This is a genomic window from Haematobacter genomosp. 1 (assembly GCF_002196855.1).
GTDB lineage: Bacteria > Pseudomonadota > Alphaproteobacteria > Rhodobacterales > Rhodobacteraceae > Haematobacter.
Genome location: NZ_NIPW01000051.1, coordinates 1 through 18,812, shown reverse-complemented (window position 1 = coordinate 18,812; position 18,812 = coordinate 1). Strand labels below are relative to the sequence as shown.

Sequence of the window (18,812 nt, the reverse complement as noted above, 5' to 3'; positions counted from 1 at the left end):
CAACAAGCTGCGCGATGTCAGCGATGGCATCCGCGAGAACGGTCTCGGCGCGTTGACGGTGGCCGCGCACCCGTCCGCCGCGATTTCCATGATGGCGCCGGTCACCGCGCGCTTCGCTGCACTTCATCCGCAGGTTCGGCTGAAATTGATCAACCGCACTTCGGAAGAAATTCTCAGCTTCTTCCCCGGTACCGGCGTCGATATCGCCGTCTGCGAACTGAACCGGGAAATGCCCGGGGTGCAGACCCGACGCCAGAAGCTGCGCACGAAGGTGGTGCTGCCGCTCGATCATCCGCTCGCCGCGAAACCCGCCCTTTCCCCCGCCGATCTGTCCGGTGTTCCATTCATCGCCATGCCGACCGAACGGCTGATCTCGCATCAGGTCCGTCTCGCCTTTGATGAAGGCGGCGCCTGCTACAATCCGATTGCCGAGGTCGACTTCTTCGCATCGATCTGCGTCATGGTGGCCCAGGGCTTGGGCGTTTCGCTCGTCGACGCCTTCTCGGCTCGGCATTTTGCGCCGCTGGGCCTCACGGTGCGGCCCTTCACGCCAGAGATCCCCTACGAAGTCGCCATCCTTTCCATGCCGAACCGGCCCCAGTCGGTTCTGGTCGATACGTTCCTCGGTCTGCTCGAGGATCACCTTGTCACTGAAGGACTCTAAGATGACCAACTCGCGTTCCGCGCGCCTCGCACGCTATCTCGACATCATCTGTGACTTTGGCGGGCGGCGCACCGGCTCGGACTCCGAACGCGCGGCATCGGAGTGGCTTGGCGCGCATCTCGCCCGCACCGGTGGGCGGGTGGGAATACAGGATGACAATTGGTCTGGTTGGCGTCCTCTTCATGCGTCTGTCGAGATCGACGGCGAAAGTCACAAGGCCTGCGCGTTGCTGAACGTTCCCGCGACTCCCGCGGACGGCCTGATCGCTGAAGTTCTCGACCTGGGCCGGGGCACTCCGGACGACTTCGCAACCCATGCCGACCAAATTGCGGGTCGGATCGTTTTGGTCCAGCACGAGCGCATGTTTTCGGCGACCACGGTTCACCGGAGGATCAAATACACCGAGGCCGTCGATCGCGGGGCGGCGGGTTTGCTTGTCGTCGGGCATCGTCCGGGGAGCACCGTCGCAGGGTCCAGCGGGATGAGCGCGGGAGAGGGAATCCCTGCAGCCGGGATCGCGCCGGAAACCGCGGCAAAGATGATCGCGGCTGGTCGCGCCAAGTTGCGCCTCGGCGTCGAGATGCGCCCCGCGACGGCGCGGAGCCATGTCATCGAGTTTGGCCCGACGTCCGGCCCTGTCGTGCTGCTGTCAGCCCACCTCGACGGTCACGATCCAGGCGACGCTGCGCTGGACAATGCCTCGGGAGTGGCGATCCTGCTTTCCCTGGTCGAAGAGTTCTCGGCCCGCCCTGCCCTTTCGCAAAGATTGCGTTTCTGTTTCTTCAATCTTGAGGAGTGGCACCTGACGGGGTCGCGCAATTATGTGGCCGGCCTTTCGGCGGCCGAGCGCGAAGAGATCGCAGTGAACATCAACCTCGACAGCCTCGGCGTTCCTGGTCCGATGACCGCGCTCACCTCAGGCTTCGAGAAACTGGGGCCTTTCCTGACCGAAGCCTTCGCCACGGTGGGTGAGGAGCTGAATGTTCATCTACCGCTGCAGGTTAACTCCGACCACGCAAACTTCGCTCAAGCAGGTATTCCGGCATTTCGGCTTTTCGGTGGCTTTGATGACCCGCAGTCAACTGCGATGGCGATCCTGAGCGAGGATGATCGACGCGAGATTGTCTCCTTGCCCGATCTTGCGCGGGCCGAGCGGGCAATTATGGCCGTGATTGAGCGAGCCTCTGGGCTTTGTTCGCAGGCTATGCATGGGTAGCCCAATCTCGGCTCGTTTTGGGGTGGCGAAAATCCCCCAATGAGCGGGGATAGTAAAACGCCGCACCATCAAGAGCGTGCTCCGGGTCGAGTGACGGCCGCCTAGACGTTCGCGGCGGTCCGCGGCGGCGCAGGAGGCATTCGTAGCGCAAATTGCCAATTGGCAATTCAGATCGGATTAGCCTCGGCATAGCTGCGGAAGAAGGCGAGATAGGCGCGATCGGCGTCTCGGACAGGCCCCCTGCCCTCGGCCCAAGCGCGCCATTCTGATTCGACGAAATAGATATCATAGCCCGGATGGCGCAGCCGCGCCGTCTCATAGGTCTCGGTCTTCAGCGGCGATCCGCTTCGGGCGACCCATTCGGGGCGCGGCGGCACCGGCGTTTCCACCACAGCATCCGCACGCGCCTTGCGGCCCATCTTGGAAAACTGCAACGCCCGATCGGCGGCCGTCGTATCCCCCGATTTCCGCCACCAGCGCATTTCCACATGGCTGACGGAGCGGCCGGTCTTGATCGGCTGGATCTCCACCATGAAATCCGACAGCGCCGAGACTTCCTGCACCGCTGGGTCGATGGCCCGCAGCTTCAGATTGGACCAAGAGGTGAGTTTGCCCTTCGGCACCCCGAGGATCCCGCGCATGGCGTCCAGAGTGAACCGCTCCGACGCTTTCCAGCGCAGGTTTCCGCGTTTCTGCACCATTTCGTAAAGCGTCAGCGCGTATTTCGACGACAGCGCGAACATCACCTCCCGCTGGAGCCGCGCGAAAACTTGGCTGTTGGCGATGATCTTGCGCAGCCGCGGCGGGATTTCGTATTCCATCAGCCCATCGCGGCGCAGCCCTTCGATGTTGCCGCCCAGAAGCTGAACCCGCTCGATCGCAGCCTCGCCGTCCCAGTTGACAGAAACCTTGACAATGGCGGACATCAGCCGCTCGATGCTCTCACCAATCCGATCGTTGGAATTGTGGCTGCCACGCAGCTGCGACTTGGAGATGACATGGGTTACAGGCTTGTCGATCGCCTCCCAAGCGTTTTCCAAAAGCTGGTTGTAGATGCGCCGGTCGGTCAGCGTCAGCGGCGTCACCTCGACCAGATCGACCAGCTCGCCGGGCTTGATTAAACTTTCGGTGTTGGGCTTAGCGTCCAACGTCTTATAGGATTTTTCCGCCATCGCGCCGCTTACTCGCGTTCTCTTACTTTTGTATAATGATCTCCGTAAGCTTTCCGCCCGTCAAGGCCGGTTTTCCTGTCATCCACCCGAAATGTAAGGCATCTACCGTGGCCTGACTTGCAGCCGCCATTCAACCCATTGCTACAAAATCATTTTTTCGACGGATTTTGACACTGATTCTTGCACCCGGAATGTAAGAACATGCCATCCAAGACGTAAGTCCAGACCACCCGAGAGGTATCGCAAACCCACCCAGAAAGTAACGCGTATGAAAAATAATCTAGTAAAATCAAGAAACACGGCCATGAGAATCTTGAATTATTAAGAATCCAGAACAGAGCTTGGAAGGTCACCAAACAAGAAAAGCACCGCATCTGGACACTGGAACCGAATCGCCCACAAAAGAATGCGGCCTCATCTGCAGCGAAAACCTTACGTATTGGGATAAGCGGCAGACTGCGCGACTTCCCGTTATTCTCCGAGAAGTGCCCGCACATCCGAACTTTACCAAATGGCCACAATGAAGCATGTTGGTGAAAACCACAGCGGAACCATCATGAGCAGCCTAGGCCTGCCGCCGATTGCCCTCGACGACCTCAGCCAGTTGAGCCGAAGCGCCTCGCACGTCATCGAGCGGCTGCGCGAAAGGGTTTTTGCTCCGGAAACCCGCAAGCAGCTCGACCTGCAATTCAACGTGCGCGCGGCTTCCGAAATGGTCGGACGGACGGAGAAGGCCATCCGCGCCGCCGAGGCTGACGGCCGGCTGCCGGAGCCCGCCAAGCATGCCGCCACCGGGCGCCGTCAGGGCTATACGTTGGCACAGGTCAACCAGATGCGGGAGGTGTTCGGCACACTGCCCCATCGCGGGCCCGACGATCCACCGCTAGTCCTGGCCATCCAGAACTTCAAGGGCGGCGTCGGCAAGAGCACGGTGGTGACGCATCTGGCGCAGTATTTCGCGCTGAAGGGCTATCGCGTCTGTGTCATCGACTGCGACAGCCAGGCGTCAACCACCGCCATCTTCGGGCTGAACCCCGATGTGGATATCGATGAGGAGGAGGATACGCTCTATCCCTTCTTCCGCCACGGCGGGCCGAAGACGCTGCATTATGCGCTGCGGGCGACCTACTGGCCAGGGCTGGCGATCATCCCGGCCAACCTTGGGCTTTATGATGCGGAATATGAATTCGCGGCGCGGATGGCGCGCGAACAGGGGTTCATCCTCGACCGGCTGCGCGAAGGCGTGGAAAGCATCGCCGACCAGTTCGACATCGTTCTGCTGGATCCGCCGCCGGCGCTTGGCATGATCTCGCTTTCAGTACTGCGGGCGGCGAATGCCTTGGTGGTGCCGACGCCGCCCAGCAACATCGACTTCGCCTCCACCTCGCACTTCCTGAAGATGATGGAGGCGACGCTTTACGAACTGGCCCAGCACGGGGGCGCGCGGGAATACAGTTTCGTCAAGATTCTGACCACAAAGATGAATGATCAGAAATCGGCTCACCAGGCGATCAAGCGAATGATGGATGCAGTTTTTCCGCAGGACATGCTGAGCGCCGTGCTGAAGGACAGCGCGGAGATCGACAATGCCACTGCCAACCTGGCCACAGTCTATGAGATGACCGGCCCGGCCACGCGGACGGAGACCCATCGGCGCTGCCGGGCCTATCTGGACCTGCTGGGTCGGGAGGTGGAGCTTCTGGCTCGCAAGACTTGGCCCAGCCACCATCAGAGCCTGCGCAAGGAGGGGCTGCTATGAGCAAGCGCCATGACGCCGTTTTCGACGACGTGCTGAAAGACATCGGGGCAGGGGTGACGGCCGCGGACCGGTCCAGCGCCCGGTTCCTCAAGCGTGCGCATACCTTGGGCGAGATGTCGGAGAGGGAGGAAAAGGTTCTTCGCTGGGTTGATCCAGCCCAATGCGTGATGTGGGCGCGCCACAACCGCGCCTACGACTTGCTGACCGCGGAAAATTGTCGCGACCTGATCGATTCCATCCGCGCCCAGGGCCAGCAGGAGTTTCCCGCCATCGTTCGCAGTCTGGATGACGGCCGCTATGAGGTGATCTGTGGCGCGCGGCGGCATTTCGCGATTTCTTGGTTGCGGGCCAACAACTACCCGAATTTCCGCTATCTGGTCGAGGTGCGCGACCTCTCCGACGAAGAAGCCTTCCGCTTGGCCGACATCGAGAACCGCGACCGCGAGGACCTGTCGGATTTTGAACGCGCGCGGGACTATGCGCAGGCGCTGAACCTCTACTACGGTGGACGGCAGAAAGCGATGGCTGAGCGGCTCGAGGTTTCGGAGGGGTGGCTTTCGCGCTATCTGCAACTGGCGCGCCTGCCGGATGCGATCGTACGGGCTTTCGGATCCTTGCGTGACATCAAAGAGTTGCACGCCCGCGCGTTGAGGCCTCTGCTGGCTGAGCCGGAGGCTGAGGCGCGGGTTCTGGCAGAGGCAGCGGTCCTGGAGGCCGCGAAAGGGCAGGGGGTGGCAGTTCCGGCGCCAGAGGTCATTAACCGTCTGAAAGCTGCTGGTCGCCCACCGAAAGTTCCGCCGGAGCCGCTGATCTTTCGCCGCAACCCTCATGAAAGCGGGGTGAAAATGGTCGAGACGGCCCGCAAGATCACGCTGGAGTTTTCGCCCTCCCTGACGGAGGCGGGATTGCGCGCGGCGCTGGACCAGATGTTGGCCCACCGCTACACCAAAGGGTGAAATTGCCAATTGGCAATTTCGCGGAGTGGGGAGGTAGGGAGCGAGGCCAGATGTATCCGCCGGGGTCGCCGCTGCAAATGTCGACGCCCCGGGGAATCCGCAGATGACGGTCGAGCCGCTGAAGTGCCGCTTTCTGAAGAAGGGCGAAAGTTGCGGGCCACGTTCGCAGCTATATTTGGCAAAGAGATTTTCGATCCGGAGCCGGGCGTCGACGGCAGAACGTGCGTAGGGTGCCCGCTCATAACGCATGCGCCCCCCGGGGGGCCGCTATCCTAGGCTCCGTACGAAAGCGCCCCGAACTTTGCTGTGAACTCCTAAAAGTTGCCGATTCCCCAGTCCTGTTTCAGACCCGTCTGCAGTGAAGGAGGGCTGATGATCGAAACGCCATTTGTGGAACGCAGGTTCGAGCTTGATGGCGTACAGTTGATTGTCCGCTTTTTTACGCCATCAAAGGCACCCGGAGGCGAGTTCCAGTGCCGTTATGCCATAGGATGGCTGGAGCGAGAGGTTCGCAGGTATGCATGCGGGGAAGATGGTCTCCAGGCACTGATGCTGGCCCTGCGGACCTTATTGAGAGCGATGCTTATAAGGCCGGGCGGCTTACTGGGTGTGATCAGGCTGATCTTGATCTTGCGCCCACTTGGAGCGTTGGGCCGTTATACGATCCGCCGCCACAGCCATAAGCCTTTTCAGCCTGCTTAGATTCTGATTCAGCGTCGGCATGAGCCGATATGACCTGACCGACTTTGAGTGGCGAGTGATTGAGCCGATCTTGCCCAATAAGCCGAGAGGCGTATCCCGCGTCGCTGCCGAAGACATCAACACGACCATCCCTACGGGCCGCTTGGTTTTTCATGTCTTTGCATTTATCTCCCAGTTCGAACGGGAGAGGATCGTGGAGAGAACCAAAGAGGGGGGAGGCCGCACGCCGGTGAGGACGCGTCGGCGGACGACCTCCGGCGCTTTCGTCTGAGCAGCGGACAGAAGTGGCTCGGATGCGGGACGTGGAGAACCGTTCGCTTCCGGAGATCGCTCGTCTCTTCAAGGTCTTCCCTAAGACCATCCGTCGTGTGCCCGTGTGGGGCTGCTGCAAGGCATAGCCCTACGTAGCTCCAGAGCCAGCCAATTGGGTGGAGATCCGGCTGTTTCAGTCTAGTCCCCATGGATCAGCATCGCCGTTCCGCAGAAACTGGAATTTTCGCTCCTCTTCGACTTCGCACATATACCGCCCGATGCGCCAGTTGCTTATACGGCTGCGCTGTTTGCGCGCGCGGCAATATCGGCGCATCGCGCCATGAGCACCTCGAACGGCTCTGCATCATCGAAGAGCAGCCCATCCTCGACCATGCGGGCATAGTCGTCCTTCAGCGCCTTCGCACCATCGCCGACCGGCACGAGCTGCAAGCCGCCGCTGACAGTCGCTGCATAGTCGATCGGCGTGCGGTCGGCGGCCTTCTCCGTGAAGAACATCGACTTGTGCCGAGCGACAGCGTTCGCCAGTTCACGATCGGCGAAAGCAGATTTCGCGAAGCCGGCTTCATCCAGCCGGACAACATCGTGCCAGTGTCGTGCGAAGCGTTCGCCGCGCAGCCGCTCCTGAAGGCAGAAGACATGGATGGCGGTCGCCTTCTCCCAGAAGGTCCGTTCCGCATGCATGACGCGCGGCCGCGCCGTCGGGAATATCAGTCCATCGATCTGGCTAGCAGCGTCGCAGGACACATCGCGCAGACCCGCCGGCTCGCCCGTCGAGCGGGCGCCGAACTCCAGCATCACGCTGGGCGCAACATAGCCGGACCCCGCCGCGGTTGCCTCATAGTCGATGAAGAGTTTGTCATCCTCGACGCGGAGGGCCGCCGCCAGACCTTCGGCAGCCAGTGCGTTTGCGATCACGGGCTGTACGGTTTCCGCGACCCATCCCGGCAACCGCCGACGGACCTCGCTGGACCAGCGCTTTTCCTCGCTTCGCGTTTCCGGCAGACCCTCGCCATTGTCCCCGACCAGATCGGGCGCAATCGCCCGAATGTCGTAGGTCAGATCAACGTCCTCCGAAAACCGGCGAATGACGTGATAGGCTTTCGACAACGACGTGCCGCCCTTGAACACCAGATGTTCGCCGAGCGGCGCGGCGTAGAGGGTCGCCAGCGCCCACACCACCCACACATCCTTTTCGAGAAGATGGGTGGGACGGCCCGAACGGTCGGCCGCGACACCCAGCGCGTCGCGCCGGTCCTCGGCTGAAAGCTGGAGAAAAACGTCAGCCATACGCTGCCTTTCCGACGCTCTGCGCGAGCCATGTCGGAAGCTGCGGAGCAGCGGCGACAAGTTCGCCAAACACGCCGGGCGGCATCTTCCGCTTCAACATCTTGAGTGCCGCTTCTGCTTTCTCCGGGCCGAGCCACGCGAGCGCCCGGACAGCCTCCCCTGCCGGCCGGTTGGCCAGGGCCAATTGCCAGCGCGGCGCGTGCCGCAATTCCACGACCTGCTTGCCGAGGTGCATCTTTCGGTTGCGCCCGGAGGTCAGATAGACCGAGCGGACGGGCACCTGCGTCGTCAAGCCAAGGGCGTTCGCCGCGGCGAGACCGTTCGAGACGATAATCTCTCCCTTTTGGGTTGCAAGGGCCTCGACAGCCTGCTCGACCGAAGGCGTGCGCGTGCCGAACCGGCTGGCGATGGGACGCAGATAGACGCCACGACCGGCGCGGATGAGCTGCCCGCGCTCCGTCAGGCGAGACAACGCCTGATCCAAGGCCGCTCGGTTTCCGAGGTGAAGCAGGTTCTTGGCGGACACGGGGGCGCCTTCGGGCAAGCCCGTCGCATGCGACAAAATCTGTTCGGTCAACCGTGTCATCGCGTTTCTCCTGTCGGAAAAATATGCGAGTTTCTGACAGTTTTCAAGAGGTCCACGAGAGAGCAAGCCGAACCACAGAGCTCAACGCGCAGGATGAAACGCAGGTCAGCACTTGGCTAAGGCGATTAGAGAACGAGTTGGGACGCCATCGCTCAGAGTGGTTGCGTGACTCCACTCTAGACCGCGCCACGGCGGTACCGCCTGATGCGACTGGGACCGCAAGGCGGTTGCAGCCCGCAATCCAATTCCCTGTTAGCGGGCCAAAAAACCCGTTCATTACACGCGGGATAGGTAAGTTCCGCACAGCGGTACTAAAAAGCTCTTTTCCATAGGTGGCCCGATGAGGTGGTTGATCGGTACGAAGGTTTCCGATCTCCTTCTGGTGCGATGACCGGCGCTACTGAGGAGAAGCGTCGTCTACAGCCAGACAGGAGAATGCATTCGCCCAGGCGCGACTCTTTCCTTCGGGAGGAGCGGACCGGCACTGCGCAGTTGATACCTCGCGATGCCCTGCGCCGCGAGCAGGGAGGAATGTGCACTGACAACGGAACGCTGGAAGAAACGGCCCGCGGGTTCGAACTGGGGGGATTTCGGTCCCGACGACCAGAAGGGCCGCCTGAACCTGCTGACACCCGAACGCGTGCGCGCGGCAGTGGCCGAAGTGCGAGAGGGGCAGAGCTTTTGCCTCAGCCTGCCACTGGACTATCCCGGCGGCAACGCGATGAACGCCAACCGTCATCCGCCGATCCTGCGCCCCAGTCTGCGCAACGGCGGCGTGAACATGAACTACGTCTACAGCGCGCAGAACGCCCATTCGCACGACGTGTTGTCGGATGATCTGGCGATCCTGCACCTGCAGTATTCGACCCAGTGGGACGGGCTGTGCCACGTCGGAGCCGTCTTTGACGTGATGGACGATGAAAACCCCTTGCCGGTCTACTACAACGGCTTCCGCGCCGGGACGGATGTGATCGCCCCGACCCGGATCGAGGATTGCGGCCTGCAGGGCAGGATCGCGCTGCACAGCACCTCGGGGGCCCGGGCGCTGGGGATCGAGAACATGGCCGCCACCGGCGTGCAGGGGCGCGGCACGATGATCGACCTGCGGCGCCATTTCGGCGATGCGCGCACCGTCGTGGGCCACGACCTGCTGATGCAGGTAATCATGGCGGACGGTATCGAGGTGGCACCGGGCGACATGTTGTGCCTGCACACCGGCCTGGCGGACATGATCCTCGACATGCGTCAAAACCCCGATCCGGCCGTCATCCACAGCAGCTGTGCGGTTCTCGACGGGGGTGATCGGACCTTGCAGGACTGGATCCGCGACAGCGGCATCTCGGTCATCGCCAGCGACAACTATGCCGTTGAGAGTTTTCCGGCCGATCTGCCGAACCCCTGCTGCTCGATCCTGCGGCTCAATAACCTGTGCCTGTTCCGATTGGGCATCCATCTGGGTGAACTCTGGCACATGACGCCGCTGGCGGAGTGGCTGGCGGCGCGGGGACGACACCATTTCCTGCTTACCGCGCCGCCGCTGAGGCGAGGCGCTGCGCCAGCTTGAGGGGCAAGGTCTGGTATCAATCCAGCGCTTTCGGGGCGCCTCTATATGTCACCTGACTCGCGCAGAGATCGTTGACCTGTTGGAGGTGCTGGAACAGTTGGTCATCCTGGCGGCGCGCCTTGCGACGCAATCGGCCACCAGCAAGACCCCGCTGTTGCAAATCGCAGTCCAGCTTGGCGATCTGCGCCCGTCGGTCTCAGCGAAATCCAGAATCGGCCCGTCGGGCCATGCCCTGCGCAATGTTTTTTATGTCCGGCTTCTTGAAGCGTCAGGGAACTCAGAATTGATCCGGGCGGTGCCCTTCATCCGGGCCGAGCTTTTGCGCGCCCAAGTCGCCCCGCATCTTGCCATTGAACATCCCTTTGCCCATGCGGCAGACTATCTGGCCATCGCCCAAGCCATCGTGGACGCTCGCGCAGACGCCGCTGCTGAGGCCGTGTCCGCACATTTCCAAGCGACCCGCATTTTTCTGAGTGCAATGCCGGACCACATCTTCGCTCCCACCTAGTTGTTCAGTCCCGGCATCTGGTGGATTGGGTTTAGGATGAATCTGTCAGGCTCTGAAGTCCAGCTCTTGCAGATGTATTCGTATGGGGTGAGCCCCCCGAGCGTCTTGAGCCTGCGCGCGAAGTTGTAGGTGAGGAGGGATCAAATGACAGTCCAGCGGACTGTCGGCCCCGACGCAAGATGAAGTCCGCAAGATGCGTCCGCAGCTGGTCATTGGTTTCGTAGGGGAAGCGTTTGACGTTCAGCGGGAAAACGATCCCCCGGATCGTTTTCTGATCCGCTTCACCCTCCTTGATCGTGCGGTTCATGCCCTCGACCTGACCGTTGGTCAGGGATGGTTGGGCTTGGTCAGCCGGTGTTCGATGCCGTTTGCCGCGCAAATCATGTCGAAGCGCATCGGGCGGGAGTAGACGGTGTTCCGGTTCCGCGGCTGCTCTGCGAACTGGATTCCCCCTTGTCTCTCGGACCATTTATGGATGGCTCCCGCGGGGCAAGGGCCTTTCGTGAGTGTCTGGCTTCTGGTTGGTTGCGGCCATTTATTCGGCATCTGTCTGCAGCACGATGGCTGCGCGCTGATGAAAGTTCGCGTCACCGCTTTGGGTCCCGATCAATGGCACGCGCTTGTGCCCGCGCTCCGGTCCGAACAGGGTATGTCGGCAGTATGTCCGTCAGAGGGCCATCATCCCACCTTGCACCTTACCGTCTCGTCCGGGGCTGGCCGCCCCTGGTTCTCAAGCGGCGCGTGCCGCCTCGTAGCTGGTCCCGTTTCGCAGCAGAGCCCAAACGGTTCTCGCCATCCGGTTCGCCAGAGCGATCGCGGCCTGTTTCGCGGTCTTGCGCTGCAGCTGCTGCCATAGCCAGTCTTCTCCGGGCGGGCCTCGCCGCCGGGCCGTGATGACCCCCATTGCGCCGAGATAGAGCAGCCGCCGCAGATATCGGTTCCCCATCTTGGAAATCCGCCCGAGCTTCTCCTTGCCGCCGCTCGAATGTGGTTTCGGCGTCAGGCCAAGCCAGGCCGACAGGTCGCGCGAGGTGCAGTGTCCTTGCCAGCGCACCAGCGCCTGAATATCCGCCTCGACGAAGTCGTTCTGGCGCAACAGCCGCGTGCCACTTGGGCCCCCCGCGGGAAGATATATCGGACTGATCGCCTGTCGTACCATGTCTCTCGCCTTACGCCGGATACGGGTCTGTTTTTGCCTGTATCATCGCGGGTGACGAGAGGCGTCTGGTAAAATTCGCGCCCTGAGGAACTTGCGTATCATCCGCCGGCTTCGGCAGGTTTTCTGCGGTCAGTTCTTCTGGCGCGACCACGCATCTGCGCCAATAGCGCCATATACTCCTCCCCAACAGAGGCAATATCGAAGGTTTCTGCGCACTACCTCAGCCTTCAATAAGACTCCACATCGTTCCCGATAAGGGACACTTATCGAAATGAATGCAGATTCGCAGGTCGACCGGGCTGAGACGTTCAGCAACTTGTGCATTGGGTCGAACAGTCTCCCGCTCTATTGCAATACGTTGTCAAATTGCGACAACTGCTCCGTCGGAACGCGGGTCGGTCGCGCCTTCGATCAGCCCATCGGGGTGGAGGACGAGAGCACCGGCATGACCCATCATGCCGGAATGCGGCGGAACGATCTCCAGATCATGGCCAGCAGCGCGCAGTGCGGCGATAAGTTCGTCACCCAAGTCCGCCTCGACCTTGAGGTTCGTTGCCACCGTGCCCCAAGTGCGACCCAGCAACCAACGCGGGCGTGTAATGGCTTCCTGCAATCCGACCCCATGGCGAACATGGCGAGAGAACACGACCGCCTGGGTCTGCGGCTGACCTTCGCCGCCCATCGTGCCGTAGCTCATCCGCCGTCCGCAGGCGAGGTCGGCAAATGCGGGGTTGAGCGTGTGGAACGGCTTGCGCCCCGGCGCCAGTCCGCGCGGACCACCCGACCCCAGCTGAAACGAACTGCCGCGGTTCTGCCATGTGAGACCGGTTTCCCCAAGCACCACGCCCGAGCCGAATTCGAAGAAGATCGACTGGATGAAGCTGACCATCGTGCCGTGGCTATCCACCGCCCCGCACCAGATCGTATCGCCGGGCTCGGCCCGATGCGGCCATGGTGCAGCCCGCATCATGTCGATCTTTGCGGCCTCTGCCGACAACGCGCTGATCTGGAGCGGTCCGGCCAGATCTCCGGAAAGCTCCGGTGAACCGATAAGCGCATCGCGTTGGATGAACGCGCGTTTCGTCGCCTCGATCAGGCCGTGAACCTGCGTGAAGCTTTCCGAGGCTCCCTGCTCCAGACGGTCGGAAACCCCGAGGATGGCAAGGGAAGCCATGCCCTGTGTTGGCGCGGGCAGATTGTAGAGGCGGCTGCCGTCGCGCATCGCGACGCTGAGCGGGGTGACCTCGCACGCGTGCCAGCCTGCCAGATCGTCGACCGTGACCATTCCGCCGACCCCGGCCATGTCGCGGGAAATCCGTTCGGCAAGCCTGCCGCGATAGAAGCCATCAAGACCCTCTTCGGCCAGGGTTTCGAGCGTATCGGCCAGCCGGGGCATCCGCATCCGCGTGCCGATCCGCGGCACCGCTCCGGCATCGAGATAGGTTCGGGAGAAACCCGGTACCGGCGCCAAGACCCCAAGATGGGTGCGCGTCAGTTCCTCCTGCGAGCGCGAGACGGCAAAGCCGTCCGTGGCATACTGGATGGCCGGAGCCAGAAGGGTTCGCAGCGGCAGCGGCTGATGCCGTTCGCCGCTGATCTCGCGCGCCAGCTGCCAGCCCCCTACCGTCCCCGCCACGGTGTTCGCAGCCATCACGCCGCGCTGCGGGATCACGTCCAGCCCCGCGTAGCGATCCAGTGTTGCCGCCCCGACCGCAGTACCTGAAGCATCAATGCCGCGCGGCGCCTCGCCCTTATGCGCGACCAGCCAGAATCCGTCACCCCCAAGCCCGGTCATATGCGGATAAACGACAGCCAACGCCGCGGCCATGGCGATCGTCGCTTCGATCGCCGTACCGCCCTGCTCCAGCACGTAGCGACCGGCCTGAGAGGCGAGATGGTGCGGTGCCGTCACCATGCCGCCATAGCTCATCGGGGTCTCGCGCATGGTCAGGCCTCCACGGGTGTAAAAAGATTCAACGCTGTCTGGACAAGTATTGCGGTCAGCACGGGCAGTTCAGCCATTTCGAAATTTTCGTCCGCGCCGCCTAGATTGTAGGCGCTCAGCCCGCAGACCACGCAGTCGAACCCCGCGCGACGCCAAAGCCGCGCGTCCGAAGCGCCGATCCGCAGGTTGGGCCAAGCGGGTGCTTTTCTGACCGCTGCGGATGCGGCGAGCGCCGCCGCGACAATCGGGCGATCCTGCGGGGTGAAATTCGGCTCATAGCGCCGGGTGACGGCCATGCGGACCGCCGGTCCGTGGGGCGCAAGGATGGCTTCGATCCGCGCAAGGATTTCCGCACAGCTGACGCCCTGCGGCAAGCGCAGATCAAGCTCCGCCCTGGCCCGCGCCGCGACGAGATTGGGTGACGTTCCGCCTTCGATCCGCCCGATATTCACCGTCAGCCCATTCAACGCCGCCGCCTCACCGACACCTGCGGGGGAGGTGACATGCGGTTCTGCCGCGGTGATCGTTCCGCGCGCCGGATGATCGCACGGCGTCTCTATCGTCTCAAGCTCCTTCAATGCGTCAAGGATAGACATCAGCCGCACAATGGCGTTTTCGCCCAGATGCTTATGCGCCGAATGCGCCGCCTTTCCGGTCACCTCGATGTCGAGCCAGAGCATCCCCTTTTCGCCCGTGCGTATGATCCGGGGTGAGCCGACATCCGGCACGATGGTCGCGGCACCGGCCCAATCGGGGAAGTCCTCAATCAGAAAGCCCGTTCCACGCTCAGCCATCGCCTCTTCGTCACCGGCAAGCACCAGCGCGGTCTGCGCGGCAATCTCGGGGGCAATCTCGGCCAGGATCGCCATCGCTCCCAACGACGCGGCGATCCCGCCCTTCATATCGGCACTGCCGCGACCGTAGAAGCGGCCACCGTCGATCTCGCCGAACGGAGCGCGTAACCATTCGGCCGGATCGCCCACGGGATAGGTGTCGATATGACAGGAGATGATCAATCTCGGAGCCTCGCGTCCACCGCACCAGCGCAGGATGAGATTGCGGACTGGCGTTTCTCGTTCATGCTGGATCATCAGGTCCGCGCCGAACGACAACGCGATTTCCCCTGCCAGATCCACGATGGCGCGGGTGTCCGAGGGCGGCGTTTCCGAGGGATTGGCAACGAGGGCTTTCGTGGCCTCGATCAGGCGTGGCGTCAGTGCCTCGGCACGGGTCAGAAGGTTGTCGGGTCCACTCATTCGGGCAACAGCAGCAGAAGGATTTCACAGGTGACCGCCGCCGCGAGGAAGGCGGTCATGCCCTTCAGGTCATGGGGCGGGGATACGGTATTTACGTCCGCGCCGACGATATTGAACCCTTCGAACAGCCGGATGAGGTCAAGTCCTTCGCGTGCGGACAGCCCGCCCCAGACGGGAGTGGCGACGCCGGGCGCACAAGACGGATCGAACACGTCCATGTCGAAGGAAAAATACACCGGCCGTTGACCGATCATCGCCCTTATTTCGGCGACGACCGTTTCCGGGCCGCGGTGCAGCAGTTCGCGCAGCGTGACAAGGTTGTAGCCCAATTCGCGGCCGTAGTCGTGCACTCCACCAACCATTGTGGTGCCACGCAGCCCGACATGCCACGACAGCGCCGTGGAAACCCGCTGCTCTAGCGCTGCGAAGGTATACTGCGTGGACGGATCGAGCGGATGGTCAGGATCCGGTCGGTAGGCGTCGGTGTGGCTGTCAATGTGGATCACACACATTCCCGGATGCCGCTGGCCAGCCGCACGAACCAGCGGCAATGAAATCGATCCGTCGCCACCGAAGCCCATAGGTATCGCACCGGCATCGATGATGCTGAGCGCGGCGCGTTCCGTGGCCTCGAACGCGGCCTTGATGCGCGAAGGGGTCAGGCGGACATTTCCGCAATCAACAAGGCCAAGCGCATCGATCAGGTTGATATCGCCACGCTCGGGGTGAAACGGCCGCAGCAGCAGGCTCTCCTCACGGATCGCATCGGGCCCCTGACGCGATCCGATACGAAAGGGATGGATCCCGCAATCGAACGGAACGCCAAGGATTGCAGCCCGCGCGCCCTGAGGGTCTTGGCTGAAGGGCACGCCCATGAAGGTGCGCGGAGCTTGGGTCGTCAGGGTCATGATGATCTCGGGAATGCGGTCGGATGCCGAATGCCGGGCAGGCAGAGAGCGGGCCCAGCGGGGTCAGGGGAAACTGGGGCCTACTTGCTGGCCAGCCTGCGTTCCCAGAGCCGGATGCCCATGGCAAGCGGCCAGCAGATGCAGAAGTAGACTACGGCAACGAAGGTGAATATTTCCAGTGGACGGAAGGTGGAGGAGGACAACTCCATCCCGCGACGCGTGATCTCCGTCACCGAGATCACCGCCCCAAGCGACGAATACTTGATGAGTTGCACGAAATTCGCGGCCAGTGCCGGCAGCGTCATGCGGATCGCCTGTGGCAGGATGATCCGGGAGAAAGTCTGCACATCGCTCAGTCCAACGACGCGCGCCGCCTCGAGCTGCCCCTTCGGCACCGCCTGAATGCCCGAACGATACGTTTCGGCGATAAAGGCGGAGGAATAGACGCTCAACCCGATGATGAGCGCGGTCCACGCGTTCAGGTTGATACCGAAGACGATGGGCAACACGTAGTACACCCAGAGCAACTGCACCAGAATCGGTGTATTGCGGATGACTTCGCCAATGGCGAGACCCAGCCACCGCAACGGACGGAAGCGGGACATGTCCATGACTGCGATGACCAGCCCGCCCAGCAGCGCAAGCACGAGCGTGAGACCCGAGATCACCAGCGTGCTCTGAAGTCCGGACATCAGGAAACTGAAGTTGGCGGGGATGATGTCCCAACGGAAGCTGTAGGTGAACATGGAGGGCTCCGGGAGATAGCTTCGGGCAAGGAACCGGCGCGGCGGATTACCACCGCCACACCGGTTGCGGCATTATTCCGCGACGATTTCGGTCAGACCGTGTTTGGCCGCGAAAGCGTCAAGTCGCCCGTCGAGCTTAATCGTGTCGATGAACAGGTTGATGTAATTCAGCCAGATCTGGTCGCCCTGGGGAACGACATAGGCATAGGGCGTCACGCTGAGCGGTTGGTCCGGCGTGATGATCTTAGCCCAGTCGAATTCGGCCTGCACCTTGATCGCGGTGGGGTAGTCCGACATCACCACATCGGCGCGTCCCGCGATCAGTTCGCCCTCCCGTGTCGCAGGAGGAGAGATCGCCTCGAGCTTGGCTTCCTTCAGGTAGCCGCGCATGAACGGCTCGACATAGGAGCCGAGCGTGGTCACGGCCGTTCTACCCGGCTGGTCGATGTCCGCCCAAGTGTTGATCGGGCCGTCGGCACGGGCGATCGCATAGATCGAACTCTTCAGGTAAGGTTTGGAGAATTCGACGGCCTGTGCGCGCTTGAGCGTCGCGCCGATGCCGAACATGCCGATGTCACACTTGTTCGCTTGAATGTCGGCGATGAAGGTGCCGAACGCGCTCTCGACGATCTCAAGCTCGACACCCAGTTCCTTGGCGAGTTCTTTCGACAGATCGGCATCAATGCCGGTAATCTCGCCGGTGGCCGGATCACGGAACGAGATGGAATAGTACATCGGATACTGACAGACGCGCAGCGTGCCTGATTTCGTAACTTCGATCAGACGCGATTCCTGAGCCGCAGCAGCATTCGGTGCGACGACGGAGGTACCCAGTGCCAGCACCAGTGCCGGCACCGTCGAGAACAGTGAGAGTTTCATGAGGGTCCCGTAAGTTTGGTCGATAGTTGGATTCGAGGGCGATCCTTCAATCCTGGATCTGACGAAGGAAGCGCGCGGCACGCTCGGATCTGGGGTTGGTGAAGAAGGTTTCGGGTTGGGTGTCTTCGACGATGCGGCCCTGATCCATGAAGACCAGCCGATCCCCGACATTCCGCGCGAAGCCCATTTCATGGGTCACGACCAGCATGGTCATGCCTTCACGTGCCAGATCGCGCATCACCTGCAGAACTTCCTGACGCAGTTCGGGGTCGAGCGCCGACGTGGCTTCGTCGAACATCAGGACGGAGGGCTGCATTGCCAACGCGCGCGCGATTGCCACGCGTTGCTGTTGCCCGCCTGAAAGCCGTGCAGGATAGCGGTCGGCCTTGTCCTCCAGACCGACCTTTCGCAACAGATCCATCGCCAGTGTGGTCGCTGCCTCACGCGAAAGACCGCGGACTCGCATGGGCGCCTCGATCACGTTGCCAAGCACCGTCATATGCGGCCACAGGTTGAAGTGCTGAAACACCAGCCCGATTTCGGGACGCACAGCGCGCGCCGCGGCGCGCGCCTGACGCGACCCACGACTGTCAGAGATCACAACCCCCTTGAGCGTCACCTCTCCTGACGACGGCTCCTCAAGAAGAGCCATGCAGCGCAGGAGCGTTGTCTTTCCCGAACCGGACGGACCGATGACGCAGACAACTTCCCCAGCGCGAACATCAAGACTGACATCGTGCAGAACTTCTACCTGTCCAAAGCTTTTCGAGATGCCCCGTGCGGCGATCAGCACATCCGGCAGGGCGCCTTTACATAACATGTGGCGGTCGTCTGCCGGTTCGGGGGCATCAGAGTGCATGGTAAGTATGCCTTATGTCCGTTGTTAGAACTGATCTACAAATGACGATTTCTCTAGCGTCTATTGGATTTTTGTTCATAAATAATTTTTATGGCATGTCTGTCCGGCGCGCCAGCACAACTGCACAATTTTGAGCGCACCTGCATGGATATTAGGCTACTCGAGTCTTTTGTGATGGTCGTGCGGAACGGGTCGTCAACGGCAGCCGCTCGAATCCTTGGCGTGACCCAACCTGCGGTGAGCGGGCAAATCGCACGGCTTGAACGCTCGCTCGGCTTTGACCTGTTTTCGCGACAGTCTGGCGGGCTGGTATTGACGCCGAACGGCAAGCTTTTTCTTTCGGAGGCGGAAAACGTTCTGCGTGCCTGCAACA

The 18,812-nt window shown here is 61.8% G+C and carries 18 protein-coding genes and 3 pseudogenes; 10 read left to right on the top strand and 11 right to left on the bottom strand.

Annotation, left to right across the window (positions count from 1 at the left end; translation table 11 throughout):
• The coding region (locus CDV49_RS18670; protein WP_088216825.1) for a LysR substrate-binding domain-containing protein at positions 1-664 on the top strand (664 nt) is incomplete at its 5' end.
• Position 665: 1 nt separating this feature from the next.
• On the top strand, positions 666-1,880 hold the full coding sequence (locus CDV49_RS18665) for a M28 family peptidase (protein ID WP_088216824.1): 1,215 nt from the start codon (positions 666-668) through the stop codon (positions 1,878-1,880).
• Positions 1,881-2,047: 167 nt separating this feature from the next.
• Here the strand turns inward: CDV49_RS18665 and CDV49_RS18660 are convergent, their stop codons facing one another.
• Positions 2,048-3,052, bottom strand: a complete 1,005-nt coding sequence (locus tag CDV49_RS18660) for a replication initiation protein (RefSeq protein ID WP_088216823.1) — start codon at positions 3,050-3,052, stop codon at positions 2,048-2,050.
• 556 nt (positions 3,053-3,608) lie between these two features.
• Here CDV49_RS18660 and CDV49_RS18655 point away from each other — a divergent pair.
• From CDV49_RS18655 to CDV49_RS20965, 5 genes and pseudogenes are all read left to right on the top strand, one after another.
• A complete protein-coding gene (locus tag CDV49_RS18655; RefSeq protein ID WP_088216822.1) occupies positions 3,609-4,811 on the top strand; it encodes an AAA family ATPase in 1,203 nt (400 codons plus the stop codon).
• A gap of 53 nt (positions 4,812-4,864) precedes the next feature.
• Complete coding sequence (locus tag CDV49_RS18650) at positions 4,865-5,767, top strand: ParB/RepB/Spo0J family partition protein (RefSeq protein WP_256947404.1); 903 nt, start codon at positions 4,865-4,867, stop codon at positions 5,765-5,767.
• A 372-nt stretch (positions 5,768-6,139) separates the two neighbouring features.
• On the top strand, positions 6,140-6,469 hold the full coding sequence (locus CDV49_RS18645) for a DUF6968 family protein (protein ID WP_088216820.1): 330 nt from the start codon (positions 6,140-6,142) through the stop codon (positions 6,467-6,469).
• A 19-nt stretch (positions 6,470-6,488) separates the two neighbouring features.
• A pseudogene (locus CDV49_RS20970) lies at positions 6,489-6,572 on the top strand (IS5/IS1182 family transposase); the annotation flags it as partial.
• A 39-nt stretch (positions 6,573-6,611) separates the two neighbouring features.
• Complete coding sequence (locus CDV49_RS20965; RefSeq protein WP_256947406.1) at positions 6,612-6,740, top strand: hypothetical protein; 129 nt, start codon at positions 6,612-6,614, stop codon at positions 6,738-6,740.
• 272 nt (positions 6,741-7,012) lie between these two features.
• Here CDV49_RS20965 and CDV49_RS18635 read toward each other — a convergent pair whose 3' ends face one another.
• Both CDV49_RS18635 and CDV49_RS18630 read right to left on the bottom strand, forming a co-directional pair.
• Positions 7,013-8,029, bottom strand: coding sequence for a nucleotidyl transferase AbiEii/AbiGii toxin family protein (locus tag CDV49_RS18635; protein WP_088216819.1), 1,017 nt, complete (start codon positions 8,027-8,029; stop codon positions 7,013-7,015).
• Entirely contained in the window at positions 8,022-8,615 is a 594-nt protein-coding gene (locus CDV49_RS18630; RefSeq protein WP_088216818.1) for a DUF6088 family protein, read from the bottom strand. The genes CDV49_RS18635 and CDV49_RS18630 overlap by 8 nt, the downstream gene beginning before the upstream one ends.
• A 505-nt stretch (positions 8,616-9,120) precedes the next feature.
• Between CDV49_RS18630 and CDV49_RS18625 the strand changes: the two genes are divergently transcribed.
• Together CDV49_RS18625 and CDV49_RS18620 are read left to right on the top strand one after the other, a co-directional pair.
• The gene (locus tag CDV49_RS18625) at positions 9,121-10,179 is read left to right on the top strand and encodes a cyclase family protein (RefSeq protein ID WP_218822009.1); all 1,059 of its coding nucleotides are present in this window, start codon (positions 9,121-9,123) and stop codon (positions 10,177-10,179) included.
• Positions 10,180-10,264: 85 nt separating this feature from the next.
• Positions 10,265-10,687 (top strand): FCD domain-containing protein, encoded by a 423-nt coding sequence (locus CDV49_RS18620; RefSeq protein ID WP_256947405.1) that lies wholly within the window; start codon positions 10,265-10,267, stop codon positions 10,685-10,687.
• Here the strand turns inward: CDV49_RS18620 and CDV49_RS18615 are convergent.
• From CDV49_RS18615 to CDV49_RS18580, 8 genes and pseudogenes are all read right to left on the bottom strand, one after another.
• A pseudogene (locus tag CDV49_RS18615) lies at positions 10,684-11,137 on the bottom strand (hypothetical protein); the annotation flags it as partial. The gene CDV49_RS18620 and the pseudogene CDV49_RS18615 sit on opposite strands and share 4 nt — an antisense overlap.
• A 280-nt stretch (positions 11,138-11,417) precedes the next feature.
• Positions 11,418-11,705: pseudogene (locus tag CDV49_RS18610) on the bottom strand (transposase); the annotation flags it as partial.
• A 502-nt stretch (positions 11,706-12,207) separates the two neighbouring features.
• A complete protein-coding gene (locus CDV49_RS18605) occupies positions 12,208-13,791 on the bottom strand; it encodes a gamma-glutamyltransferase family protein (protein ID WP_088216816.1) in 1,584 nt (527 codons plus the stop codon).
• Between the two features lie 2 nt (positions 13,792-13,793).
• Positions 13,794-15,047 carry a M20/M25/M40 family metallo-hydrolase gene (locus CDV49_RS18600; protein ID WP_088216815.1) on the bottom strand — a complete coding sequence of 418 codons (1,254 nt, stop codon included), beginning with the start codon at positions 15,045-15,047 and terminating at the stop codon, positions 13,794-13,796.
• Positions 15,044-15,955, bottom strand: a complete 912-nt coding sequence (locus CDV49_RS18595) for an arginase family protein (protein ID WP_088216814.1) — start codon at positions 15,953-15,955, stop codon at positions 15,044-15,046. The genes CDV49_RS18600 and CDV49_RS18595 overlap by 4 nt, the downstream gene beginning before the upstream one ends.
• 80 nt (positions 15,956-16,035) lie before the next feature.
• Entirely contained in the window at positions 16,036-16,701 is a 666-nt protein-coding gene (locus tag CDV49_RS18590) for an amino acid ABC transporter permease (protein WP_088216813.1), read from the bottom strand.
• Between the two features lie 72 nt (positions 16,702-16,773).
• Positions 16,774-17,580, bottom strand: coding sequence for an ABC transporter substrate-binding protein (locus CDV49_RS18585; RefSeq protein WP_088216812.1), 807 nt, complete (start codon positions 17,578-17,580; stop codon positions 16,774-16,776).
• Between the two features lie 46 nt (positions 17,581-17,626).
• Positions 17,627-18,439, bottom strand: a complete 813-nt coding sequence (locus CDV49_RS18580; protein ID WP_218822008.1) for an amino acid ABC transporter ATP-binding protein — start codon at positions 18,437-18,439, stop codon at positions 17,627-17,629.
• Positions 18,440-18,529: 90 nt separating this feature from the next.
• Here CDV49_RS18580 and CDV49_RS21140 point away from each other — a divergent pair.
• Positions 18,530-18,812, top strand: a 283-nt coding sequence (locus tag CDV49_RS21140; RefSeq protein WP_218822007.1) for a LysR family transcriptional regulator, incomplete at its 3' end; no start/stop codon positions are given.